Here is a 10271-nt window from a genome sequence, read left to right on the forward strand (position 1 = left end):
CAATTACTGCGAGTGGGTTGAGATTGCAAGGCTAATGGGCTGGAAACTACCGGATGAAGAAGTACAGGTGCTTGAAGAAGTTCCGATGGTGGTCTAATGGGCGAGAATGTTCATGAGATCAGGGCAAAGGCCAGCAGCCAGATAAAGGAGCTTTTAGAAACTGGGGCTAAAATCTATGGTATCAATGAGGCCGAGGCCCTACGGCTTGCAATTATCAAGACTTATGGTGAATTTTTGCCTTTAACTAAGAATTATAAGGAGGCAACTAGGCAAGATTAGAGTTTTACGCCTCAAAAGTGGAATAAACTGCTATTTTATTTATAAAGTGTTTCCGGCAGTTTAGGACATTTGAGGCGATTTAACTTTTTTATCTCTCTAATCTACCCTAAACAGTTTTTAGGAGGTTTTTCATGAAAGAAGATACAATTTTATGGATTAAGTGCGTTGGCTTATGGCTGTTGGGTACTCTTTCATTATTGCTATGGATCTACCTAATATGTGAAATGGTGGGTTGTGGTTACTAATGTTACAAGACATCTTAGAAGTGGCCATGGAGAATCCCAATAGGCCTTTATCGTCAAAATTCCTATCCGAAAAGACTGGAATATCTCAAAGTTCGATAACTACGTCTCTTAAGAAATTTGCAAAGAGGAAGGAGAATAACGATAAGCTTTACCCTGGATTTGAAATATATTTTGAGCCGATAGGCCAGGGGCGATTTAAAATAATCTTCACAGGTGAGGCCTATTAAGTTTCAAATGTTCTGTGAGCATGAAGGAAGATACACATGGTTTAATCTGAACGGTTCTGCTGAAATCGGACCTTTCAAGTTTACGCTTTTGCAGTGCATGAGCTGTCATGACGATATCGCTATTTCTGGAGAACTCCAAGCCAAGATGATAAATTGTGAGGAGAAGGCGCAATTCATTAAAAAGATATTGGAGTGGTGTAAGAATGGATGATGGAGACCTAGTTATCGGACTATTTACATTTCTAATCCTTGCCCTTACATATCTGGCTATGTTGGTGATCCCGTGAAATCCGGACAGCAGATAGCTAAATACGTCAATCAAGGCAACGTTTCTGAAAGGTGGTTTTTAGAACTCCTGGGAATCTGCGGACATAATCTTAAGGTGGTCGGCAGATTCATTGAAGATCTGCCGGAAGATCCTGAATGGGAGCTATATATGCACAACAGCGAGAGAGAGCAGCAGACGGAATCAGGCGATTTATACTGTACAAAATGCGGCAGAATCTTTGAGATCAAGAGCAAATCTAAGGATAAAATAAGCATGACTGCGAAAGATGTTGATAGAGAGCTTGATAACAAGGGTATTACAGTGCTTTTTCCCATCTGGACTAAGGGCTTTGGGAGGGTTTACAAGATCTACGCTGTCAATTTGAATGAGCTTATAAGAAAACGATTCAAGGCTACCAAGGAAGTCAATCATTTTGATGAGAATTATTACATTTATGGCCATCAGATACTAAGCTACACAAAAATAGCCATCACATCTAACACAAGGAAAGACGATATTTTAACGACATTTAACGAAATCGGACTAGGTTGTAGGGGGTAAATTTTTCATGAACTATAATATGAAGTGGGCATTTTTGCCTATTTTTTTCATGAAGTTAAGCCTTAATTTTAATGAACAGTTCATGAATTTTTTTAGATTTTTCATGAAGTCGAAAAAACGTTCATTAAAATTAAGGTCTTTTTTCATGAACAGTTCATGAATTTTCGGGGTGTTTTTCATGAAAGTTACAGCAGATAAGAGGTATTGTCATCCTGTGCAGGTGTATCTCTGCGATGAATTATATGACAATTTAAACAGTCTTGGAGGTTGTAAAAGCGACCATATAAGGGCTGCATTACAAAAATACATAAGAGAAAAAAGAGATCCAATAGAAAGGCTTGATGAAGAGGCTGCAATTTTACAACAGAAGCTAGGAGAGGTCTATAGTTTAAAAAATCGGATAAAAGAAGAGCAAGAGCGACAGATAAAAGTAAACTTTGAAATGGATAAGGCATTAAAATACAAATTAGAGCAATTAAAGCCCACGATAAGGAACAGAATAAAAATTACCGGATTAGAAAGCTTGATATCCGATGAAAAAGTTATTAAAAACTATTCTGAATATTTAGGAATTTCTAACGAGCGTTTTTTAGAGCTTATTTCAGACACAAATTTTTAATTTTTCCATTTCATTAATTCTAAATTTCTTTCATTTCATGTCATGTCATGAAGTTAATTAATTAATTAATTAATTAATAAATATAATATATATAATATAATATAAACCGTCAAAAAACGAAGTCAAAAAAATTAACAAATATAAATAATTAAAAACAATATAATGTCCATGGCCAAAAAGCCCGTACAAGTTTTTTTAGATGAAGATCAAATAGAAGCACTCAAAAATCGTAAGGGCAATTTAAGCGATAACGTCAGGTCTGCAATAAATGACTACTTAAAAGGAGCTAAAACAATTCATGATTTTCATGAATCACAAACTCCTAAAGCACCAGCTGCACCAATTACGCCAAGTATTACAGAAGATCTTAAGCAAGAAATAGCAAATGAAGTTCTAAAAAAAGCACAAGAGAGCTTAAAATCCGATAATCATGCTGTAGATCTTCTAGGCACATTCCAGAAATACGAGCCTTATATCAACATTGTAGCTGAATTTGTCAAAGGCATGGCTACAAATATCCAGACAAAAACGCCCAGATCACAAGCTCCGCAGGCCAATGGAATTCTTTTAAGTCAAATACCAGCCGGAGCTGAAAAAATAGAAGCTATCAGAACTGGATTTTACAGGGGCATGCCTGTAATTTCTCCATTAAATGAAGGCTACAGGCCAGAGCTTCCGCCAGCTGCAGCACCGCCTCAACCACATTTCACAAGACAGGAAGAACCTGAAGAAGAGACACCACAAGCTCCGGCAGCCGAAGCTCCACCAAAAACAGATCCAATAGTCGAAGGTATCAAGATGGCAGACATCAACGATAAAATGAACATGGCGCTAGATTTCATCAAGAAAATGAAAACTGAAGAGTTTCGATCACAAATCGAAAAGAAGGAAGATCTATTTACAAAGTATAAAACATTCTTTGGATTCATACCCAAAGACGTCAAGGACTACTTGAAAAAGCTAGACTTTACCTTTGTCCAGACCAAGCTCACATTGGAAGATCCTGAAAAGGCACAGATTGTTGAAGAGCTACAAGCTTGGGATTACCTGGAAGAGCAGTTTAACAAGCTTAAGGAGGTGTTGTAGAAATGCAAAGGATCAACGTATTGATCACAGACGACCAGAAAGAAGCCTTAAAACAGGCCGTAAAACGGTCTGATGGGGTGTATATCTACTTAGAGAGCGAAGCACAAGTAGTAAGGAAAGCTTTGAACGATTTTTTCGTAAAACACCCCTAATCTTACACTATTCTCATGTAAATTCGATACTACAGAACTTACCTCTTTATAAATGAACTCCCTATAAATATGGAATAATGGCTTTGAAATTAGGCAGCACAATACAGATTCCAGACGACTACAATTTAATACCCAAAAACATTATAGTGGGGCAAAATGGGGTGGGAAAGACAAATCTACTGAAAGTTTTCTACAAGGAATTAAACAAGGCAGGATACACAGTCATAGTCTTTGACAAGCTACACAACTACAAAGGCCTAGCCCCCAACTTTATCGACAAAAACAATCTAGAGAAGATAGCCCCGCATGATCTGGTAAAAGAGATCCTGACATACAACGAAAGCACGGTAATAGATTTTCTCGGAATTCATGGCAAGAGAATTAGGGCCAACATCATTGATCAATTTATTCAAGCATACATGGACTTAAAACCAAAGCTAGCCAACTCACAAAAATACGCTTTTTTAATAGACGAAGTTCAAAATTTTATCCCACAAACTGGGGCAAAATCAGAAGAGCTTATGGAATTCTACACGGAAAGCAGGAACTATAAGACCATTTTCATCGTTGGCGGAACCAGATTTGCTTCAGTCCACAAGGAGATCGTTGAAAACGCTAACAACATTTTCATCATGAGAACGAAGTTCAAAAATTCAATAGAAGTCATCAAATCTCTTTTAAAATATGAATTGGATAAGGAAGGGCTTAGACAAACTATAAACAAGATCCAGAATTTGGATGTCGGAGAAGTAATTTTATGGAGTTCACAGGGGGCTTAAATTGTTACAACATGGCAAAATCGACCTTTACAAAAGGTCAGAAACTAGAACAGTTCAAACAGGAGGGCAAACCATGACAAAAAATGCAACTATCGGGAAGGTAGGCCAGGCTTTGATACCTGACACAGAGACCTCCATCTACTTTGCTAAAAGAGGCTTTTACGTAGTTGGTGGAGCGTATATCAACAACATGGTAGGAAACGCCATTAACGCATACCTTCCAGTAGACAAGATCCCTAATTTGCCAATAGTTAGCAAACCTACGCTAGCTAGAGGTATTGGGGCATTAGCCATGAATTTTGGCTACAACATGATCCCTAGTTTAGGGGCAGATCTGCCTATAGTGGGTAAGATCGATGTAAAAGAAGGCGTAAAATACGCAACTGCAGGAGCATTCGCTAGCTTCTTTGGGTCACTCGTTATAGACGTGGTAGAATTCATTGGGGTAGATGTTCCAGCAAGCATAGAACAGGCAATTAGGTAAGGAGGAATAAAGATGGGAGTATCAACTTACAGACTATCCGAAAATGACGGAAACTATACCGGAGCAAACGGAACAACAGCAAACACATGGGAAAGAGTAGCAAAATGGCAGGTCAACAAGACCGAGTTAGTGGTCATTGATCCAGCTGCAACATTAAAAGCGTTAGTAAACGATACTACGCCAGCACAGATAACTACAGGGCTTATCAAAATCGTTAAGGAAGATCCATTAGAAGAAAAGAGCCAGCTGCTGTTTTCAGGAAACTTGAAAGACTTCTCTACATGGGCGAATCAGATCCATAGAGATTATACCCAGCACTGGAACAACTACGCAGAAATACCGCCAGACTACTTCATTTCTATATACTACAAGTCCGCAACTGCAGCAGTAGCAGCAAATTGCAACTACTCTTTAGAAGTTACAAGGATAACAGGGCTTACAAGTGAGGAAATTAAAAAGAATTTCCCAGGCGCTTACTTCGCTTAAGCCCCTTTTATTTTTTAATTTAAAGGGGGCTTGATTTGGGTAATTTCTCAAAAGATCTAGGGGGGAAGTCTGTAGCCAATGGAGCTACGGACACCCTTTTAACATTTGGACCGCCTAACGGAGGGAAGCTAAAGACAGTATATGTTTACTTGCCGCTATACGTAAGGCTTTACATCAATATAGATGACAGGCCAGTACAGATTTTAGACGGGGCAATCGATGGATCACTAGACTTGAATCTCTCTTTTGAAAAGCTTGAAATCATGTTATACAACAACACAGGAGCAACGATCACAACTAAGAACATCACAGTTTCAGGGGAGGCTGACTAATGCTTAGATCACTAGAGCTGTTCCTGGATACTTTGAACTATCCGCTAAACATTGGGAGGCGTGGGACTCCAAAATGGGGGATGGATCAAGTTACCACAACTTCCTTGACATACGTTACGATAGTCTCCTGGACGCCAGCAACAGGGCATAAGGGATATCTTGAAGAAATCGCAGTACAAAGCGCCGATTTTACCAAAGTCCAGGTACAGGTAACAGTCAACGATACAGTAGTTTTCACAGATAAGACGCCACTATCTGGGGTAAGCGCGCCATTTAGGGGACTTTTGATAGAGGAAGCAAAAGACGTTAAAATTGAAGTAAAAAGCTCAGATGGAACAAGCATAACAGTTGCAGGGTCTATCGTAGGCAGGGAGATTTAATGGGCTTTGATCCAATACTTGATACTAATGATTTTCTAAGAAAGCCCACAGGCCTAACAGATGGGGATCTTTTATATTGGAATAGTGGGGCTTTAAATAGGCTACCAATAGGATCAACAGGGCAAACGCCCCAGGTAGTTGGGGGGCTTCCAAGTTGGGCAAATGGAGCAAAAGATTTATTTTTTGCTAGGTATGGTTATACATGTTGGAACATTTCAAGCATTTTTTCAGAATTAGCTACACCACTCCAAATAGTTGATGATACAAATACATATTCACTAAATTCAAGCACTGCTGCACTTCGAGCCAATTGGGGAAATCTAATAACTTTAATGGCAAATTCTGGGGCGGACTATGGTTATATATCTCCATATTTATCGTGGGAAACTAATTTACAGGCAGGACATTCCACTCTACCAGTGACAGCGATGATATATTATACTTCTTCTAGTATATCATCATTAGTTCATAATACAACAACATGGACAACAAAAGGCGGTATAGCTACAAAAATAGGAAGTCCAACAAGCATGAGCATCCATGATGAATTAAAATTATATTTACAAGGAGGAAGTGGAGAATATTATTCTAAGACTAAAGACAATAAAGTTTGGATAACTGACGGTTATCAATGTTCAATTATTCCTAAAACAATAACTTCAAGCTGGTTGTCCCTAAATAATTTTTCAAGTATAAAATACATTGAATTTTATGACGATGGAGATAGTGTGAAAATTAATAACGACACCGATTTAGTATTTACAGGCACAAATGGACAACCTACAACATTAGATATAAGTTCAAATAATATATATTGGGATACTGAAACCGATTATGCTGGAATAACTCAAGTCGAGATAGTTTCAGGAAATCCATTAATAGTTTTTGAAAAGGCTTAGGTGATCATAGTGGTAACTTTAGACGCATTGGAGGAAAAAGCATGATTAATCCAGAACATTTGAACATAGCCGGAAATGTCGCACAGATTATCACAGCTGGCGCTTTAATCGGGATAGCCTACCAGTATGGGAGATTAAAGGGTAAAGTCGATCAATTCATTTTGGATAGTCAAGGCCTTGTGAAGAGACTAGAAAGAATTGAAAACAAGATCATGGACTGCTTAGGCACTAACATAATGAAAAAGGAGGTAGGATCTTAATGATCAAACTAAGGGGAAAAAGAAGGCTAATTGTAGCTATAGTAGTTACGGGAGTTTATGCAGTTACAACACTAGCAGGAGTTCCACTAGACTACATTAAACCACTAGTTGAAGTAGGACTTCCCGTAATCGTTGGGGGAATCACAGCTACAGATCTAGCCAGAATTTGGAAAGAGTATGACGGAATCCCTGAAGAATAGGGGGGATCTCAACGTTTAGAAAAATCTTGGAAATTATATTTTCATTTTTCAAAAAGAAGAATGAAACACCAATAGTCAAGGAAGAAATCAAGACGGAGGCTAAAAAGATGGCAAAAGAAGAGAAAACAGCGGAGCAGGAACTAACTGAAATGAGAAAAAACGCACAAAGACCAAAATCCATCAGGGCAATAGTTGAGAACATAGGCCAGGAAGGAGAACTTATCACTTACGAGATCAGGGAATCTGGCACAGGCAAGACAATAGGTACAGTCCAGGCTAAAGGATTTTTCCATTTAGATGAAGCGATGGAGAAATGGCAGGAAGAGAACAACATCAAGCTAACATGGGATTACAAATCGAAAGATTGCAGCGGATACCAGAATAAGACGATAAAACCAGATTGTAAATGTGAGGAGGACAACGCATGAAAATAGATAAAAAAATACTATACGGTATCGGAATCCTAGGGGCAGGAGTAGGAGCTTACATGGTCATAAAGCCCAGACTAGCCCTAGCAAGCCAGGGAGCGACACTTGCAGCAATACTTCCAGCAAGTGCAGCAGCTACAGGAACTTCAACAGCTGTAACTCCAAAGGCAACAACAGGAACACAGGCAAAAACAGCAGTTTCAGGCCTAACAGAACTGATTAACAAGGTTACAGATTCTACAGCACAATGGATCAAGGACAACACAAGCCCAGATATGAAAAAGTATTATGAGGGCATAGCACAGCAGACAGCAAGCTCATTTATGGCCTTAGTAAATGAAGGCTGCATGACGCCAAGCTACGCAGAACACTTAATACAGTCAAATAAGACCGCATTGGCCCAAGCTTCAGGAGATTTTTTTACACCTGCTGCGACAGTCTCAGAACTGCAGCAAAGATGGTCAGAAGGAACAATATCTGCACATACGTACTGGGAGCAAGCTAACTCAAGCGGATTAAGCGGCAATAAGATAGAGGTATCCTGGTAGGTGGAAAAAATGGTAAGTCTCTTCGGATTTGAAATTAGGACGCCTATAGATAGCATAGTGGCTAAATCTACGCCAGAACAGATCACATACTACACGATCCAAAACAGGGCTATTTCAGACATAAACACAAATGTAAGCCCAGCAGTAGCAGAAAGGATAAGCTCCCAGCTGGGAATCGCCAAATCTACTTTAGACAATTTCCTTAGAACAACTGAGGAAAAATTTGACGATATGCCAACTTGGACTAAAGATTTGACTATGCTAGGACTTGCAGGAACTAGTCCGTTTTCAGCAGCTCCGTACTTAGTTAATAGGACTGTAGACACTGGAATAACTATCAAAACTGGAGTAAATCAGGCCGTTGAAAACACTGTCGCAGGCATAAAACAGGGATTCCAAAACGTTATCCCTGATATACCTAAACTGGAGTTCCCAAATCTAAAGAGAAATCTGATCATAGCGGGGATAGCCGGAGCGGGCCTAGGACTTGCAGCACTATACGTCTACGGGAAGGCAACTAAGCCCGATATTAGGGTGAATTTTGACACCAAAGACATCAAAGAGGCGATTTAATGGTAGAACAATGGATATTAGACAGTATCAAGGCTAAAGGCTACAGCACGTATGAGGAATACCTGGCAAAAGTAGTTTATCCACAAAGCAAAAAAGGAACTATTTTAGGAGATACCTACACTTCTGTCCTGAACATAGACGAAGGTAGGGCGATAAATCCAACAATGGCAAGAGTATTAGAGCTTTACCCAAACATACAGGAAGTAACTACAGAAAGATTTGAAGACTTCTGGGATGGGTGGAAGGAAATAAAGCAGTCGCTAATAAGCCAGTTCAGCGGCACACCTTCAGGAGCTACACCTGCAACTATAGGAACTGTAGGGGGGGCTACAGCTGCGGCCAATGCAACTTCAGGATCGAACGTTTTGAAATACATTCCTTTGGTCGCTGGCGTGGGGCTTCTTGGCCTGGCCTTGATGAAGAAGGATTAAACATGGATTCCAAACTTCTAGTCTTGGGAGCTGGGGCTGTAGGTTTAGGATCTATTTTGTTATTTGATTCAAGTTTATTAAAATCACCTTTTAGCGTTCTAGGGCTACCTATAAGCGATAAATCAAAGCTTTTGAGCTTGATAAATCAAGAAAGGATGAAAGCCGGAGCTAGGGCGCTATCTCATGACACAACACTAGAACAGATAGCTCAATACTGGGCTAATGAGTGTGTGAAGTATAACATTTCTGAACATTACTATAACGGGTCTACTCCAAGCATTAGGGCGTATCAATTCGGGCTTACTGGAACTGGGAAGATTTACGAGATATTAAGCAAAACTTACGCCCCTGAAAAGTCAGTTATCAACTTTTTGAACAGCCCAGACCATAAATATGCCATGCTTCTAGGGTCTCTTTCCAGGGCAGGAGTTGGAATAGCAACATACGGAGACCCAACTTTCAAAATTTACGTTATTAACATGATGTAGGAGGAAAAACAATGAAAAAGTCTATTAAAGCCATGCTTTTGCTAAGCATTTTCATGCTAGTAACTGCAGGCGCAGCAAGTGCAAACACCCAACCGATTTTTATAGAAAAAAATTGGGAACATGCAGATCTAAGGGTAGAAACAAATCACAGGGAAGGTCAAACGATAGTATATAGTGTAAGTTTAGCCCCTTTAAACACCCCTGGAGATGGGGAAATTATAGGCTACATTAGAGCAAATGGAGCACTCCATATCCAAGAGGCGCTATATGCTTTCTGTTATGACAACAGGATTAACGCAGATTGGGGCTACAATCACTTAACTCAAGAAAGCGGACATTTTGAAAACACCAGTCCCACAAAATCTAACTAAATTTATTTTTTCTTTTTATTTTAGATTCAAAATGAGCTTTATTGTCCTAAAATCCTTTATTTATCCGCTATTAATTAGCAATATTGCAAATATTTGGGAAAAACTATTTAAACTTACTTCTAAAGGTAATATGTGAGAGAGATAAGTATGGGTACTAAATCCCCTATTAATTGCG

At 39.2% G+C, this 10271-nt stretch carries 20 protein-coding genes; all 20 read left to right on the forward strand.

What is annotated here, in order from left to right; all coding sequences use genetic code 11:
- Positions 1-96: 96 nt before the first annotated feature.
- The 20 genes from KO464_07130 (at position 97) to KO464_07225 (ending at position 10096) form a co-directional block, all read left to right on the forward strand.
- Entirely contained in the window at positions 97-279 is a 183-nt protein-coding gene (locus tag KO464_07130; GenBank protein MCC7573147.1) for a hypothetical protein, read from the forward strand.
- A 244-nt stretch (positions 280-523) separates the two neighbouring features.
- Positions 524-751 (forward strand): hypothetical protein, encoded by a 228-nt coding sequence (locus tag KO464_07135; GenBank protein ID MCC7573148.1) that lies wholly within the window; start codon positions 524-526, stop codon positions 749-751.
- A gap of 7 nt (positions 752-758) precedes the next feature.
- A complete protein-coding gene (locus tag KO464_07140; GenBank protein ID MCC7573149.1) occupies positions 759-962 on the forward strand; it encodes a hypothetical protein in 204 nt (67 codons plus the stop codon).
- Between the two features lie 72 nt (positions 963-1034).
- Positions 1035-1580: a hypothetical protein gene (locus KO464_07145; GenBank protein ID MCC7573150.1), complete on the forward strand. Its 546-nt coding sequence runs from the start codon at positions 1035-1037 to the stop codon at positions 1578-1580.
- 178 nt (positions 1581-1758) lie between these two features.
- Entirely contained in the window at positions 1759-2199 is a 441-nt protein-coding gene (locus KO464_07150; GenBank protein ID MCC7573151.1) for a hypothetical protein, read from the forward strand.
- Positions 2200-2367: 168 nt separating this feature from the next.
- Positions 2368-3285: a hypothetical protein gene (locus tag KO464_07155; GenBank protein MCC7573152.1), complete on the forward strand. Its 918-nt coding sequence runs from the start codon at positions 2368-2370 to the stop codon at positions 3283-3285.
- A gap of 229 nt (positions 3286-3514) precedes the next feature.
- Positions 3515-4216: an ATP-binding protein gene (locus KO464_07160; protein ID MCC7573153.1), complete on the forward strand. Its 702-nt coding sequence runs from the start codon at positions 3515-3517 to the stop codon at positions 4214-4216.
- 1 nt (position 4217) lies between these two features.
- A complete protein-coding gene (locus tag KO464_07165; protein MCC7573154.1) occupies positions 4218-4700 on the forward strand; it encodes a hypothetical protein in 483 nt (160 codons plus the stop codon).
- 12 nt (positions 4701-4712) lie between these two features.
- Positions 4713-5186, forward strand: coding sequence for a hypothetical protein (locus KO464_07170; GenBank protein MCC7573155.1), 474 nt, complete (start codon positions 4713-4715; stop codon positions 5184-5186).
- A gap of 149 nt (positions 5187-5335) precedes the next feature.
- Positions 5336-5518, forward strand: coding sequence for a hypothetical protein (locus KO464_07175; protein MCC7573156.1), 183 nt, complete (start codon positions 5336-5338; stop codon positions 5516-5518).
- Complete coding sequence (locus KO464_07180; GenBank protein MCC7573157.1) at positions 5518-5898, forward strand: hypothetical protein; 381 nt, start codon at positions 5518-5520, stop codon at positions 5896-5898. The genes KO464_07175 and KO464_07180 overlap by 1 nt, the downstream gene beginning before the upstream one ends.
- Positions 5898-6797 carry a hypothetical protein gene (locus tag KO464_07185; protein MCC7573158.1) on the forward strand — a complete coding sequence of 300 codons (900 nt, stop codon included), beginning with the start codon at positions 5898-5900 and terminating at the stop codon, positions 6795-6797. Before KO464_07180 ends, KO464_07185 begins: the two co-directional genes overlap by 1 nt.
- Before the next feature lie 41 nt (positions 6798-6838).
- Positions 6839-7057, forward strand: a complete 219-nt coding sequence (locus tag KO464_07190) for a hypothetical protein (protein ID MCC7573159.1) — start codon at positions 6839-6841, stop codon at positions 7055-7057.
- Positions 7057-7257, forward strand: coding sequence for a hypothetical protein (locus KO464_07195; GenBank protein ID MCC7573160.1), 201 nt, complete (start codon positions 7057-7059; stop codon positions 7255-7257). Before KO464_07190 ends, KO464_07195 begins: the two co-directional genes overlap by 1 nt.
- Before the next feature lie 26 nt (positions 7258-7283).
- Positions 7284-7685: a hypothetical protein gene (locus KO464_07200; GenBank protein MCC7573161.1), complete on the forward strand. Its 402-nt coding sequence runs from the start codon at positions 7284-7286 to the stop codon at positions 7683-7685.
- A gap of 59 nt (positions 7686-7744) precedes the next feature.
- Positions 7745-8233, forward strand: a complete 489-nt coding sequence (locus KO464_07205) for a hypothetical protein (protein ID MCC7573162.1) — start codon at positions 7745-7747, stop codon at positions 8231-8233.
- Positions 8234-8242: 9 nt separating this feature from the next.
- Positions 8243-8806 carry a hypothetical protein gene (locus tag KO464_07210; GenBank protein ID MCC7573163.1) on the forward strand — a complete coding sequence of 188 codons (564 nt, stop codon included), beginning with the start codon at positions 8243-8245 and terminating at the stop codon, positions 8804-8806.
- Positions 8806-9237: a hypothetical protein gene (locus KO464_07215; GenBank protein MCC7573164.1), complete on the forward strand. Its 432-nt coding sequence runs from the start codon at positions 8806-8808 to the stop codon at positions 9235-9237. Before KO464_07210 ends, KO464_07215 begins: the two co-directional genes overlap by 1 nt.
- A 2-nt stretch (positions 9238-9239) precedes the next feature.
- Positions 9240-9725, forward strand: a complete 486-nt coding sequence (locus tag KO464_07220; protein ID MCC7573165.1) for a CAP domain-containing protein — start codon at positions 9240-9242, stop codon at positions 9723-9725.
- Positions 9726-9736: 11 nt separating this feature from the next.
- A complete protein-coding gene (locus KO464_07225) occupies positions 9737-10096 on the forward strand; it encodes a hypothetical protein (protein ID MCC7573166.1) in 360 nt (119 codons plus the stop codon).
- Positions 10097-10271 lie beyond the last annotated feature (175 nt).

This window comes from Methanofastidiosum sp., assembly GCA_020854815.1.
In the GTDB taxonomy this organism is placed as follows: Archaea; Methanobacteriota_B; Thermococci; order Methanofastidiosales; family Methanofastidiosaceae; genus Methanofastidiosum.

What these genes read in the sequence shown, in the direction of transcription:
- KO464_07135 (MCC7573148.1), top strand. Translation starts at nt 524, where the DNA reads ATGTTACAAGACATCTTAGAAGTGGCCATGGAGAATCCCAATAGGCCT.
- KO464_07195 (MCC7573160.1), top strand. Translation starts at nt 7,057, where the DNA reads ATGATCAAACTAAGGGGAAAAAGAAGGCTAATTGTAGCTATAGTAGTT.
- KO464_07220 (MCC7573165.1), top strand. Translation starts at nt 9,240, where the DNA reads ATGGATTCCAAACTTCTAGTCTTGGGAGCTGGGGCTGTAGGTTTAGGA.
- KO464_07150 (MCC7573151.1), top strand. Translation starts at nt 1,759, where the DNA reads ATGAAAGTTACAGCAGATAAGAGGTATTGTCATCCTGTGCAGGTGTAT.
- KO464_07160 (MCC7573153.1), top strand. Translation starts at nt 3,515, where the DNA reads ATGGCTTTGAAATTAGGCAGCACAATACAGATTCCAGACGACTACAAT.
- KO464_07170 (MCC7573155.1), top strand. Translation starts at nt 4,713, where the DNA reads ATGGGAGTATCAACTTACAGACTATCCGAAAATGACGGAAACTATACC.
- KO464_07140 (MCC7573149.1), top strand. Translation starts at nt 759, where the DNA reads ATGTTCTGTGAGCATGAAGGAAGATACACATGGTTTAATCTGAACGGT.
- KO464_07130 (MCC7573147.1), top strand. Translation starts at nt 97, where the DNA reads ATGGGCGAGAATGTTCATGAGATCAGGGCAAAGGCCAGCAGCCAGATA.
- KO464_07205 (MCC7573162.1), top strand. Translation starts at nt 7,745, where the DNA reads ATGGTCATAAAGCCCAGACTAGCCCTAGCAAGCCAGGGAGCGACACTT.
- KO464_07185 (MCC7573158.1), top strand. Translation starts at nt 5,898, where the DNA reads ATGGGCTTTGATCCAATACTTGATACTAATGATTTTCTAAGAAAGCCC.
- KO464_07215 (MCC7573164.1), top strand. Translation starts at nt 8,806, where the DNA reads ATGGTAGAACAATGGATATTAGACAGTATCAAGGCTAAAGGCTACAGC.
- KO464_07180 (MCC7573157.1), top strand. Translation starts at nt 5,518, where the DNA reads ATGCTTAGATCACTAGAGCTGTTCCTGGATACTTTGAACTATCCGCTA.
- KO464_07155 (MCC7573152.1), top strand. Translation starts at nt 2,368, where the DNA reads ATGGCCAAAAAGCCCGTACAAGTTTTTTTAGATGAAGATCAAATAGAA.
- KO464_07190 (MCC7573159.1), top strand. Translation starts at nt 6,839, where the DNA reads ATGATTAATCCAGAACATTTGAACATAGCCGGAAATGTCGCACAGATT.
- KO464_07225 (MCC7573166.1), top strand. Translation starts at nt 9,737, where the DNA reads ATGAAAAAGTCTATTAAAGCCATGCTTTTGCTAAGCATTTTCATGCTA.
- KO464_07210 (MCC7573163.1), top strand. Translation starts at nt 8,243, where the DNA reads ATGGTAAGTCTCTTCGGATTTGAAATTAGGACGCCTATAGATAGCATA.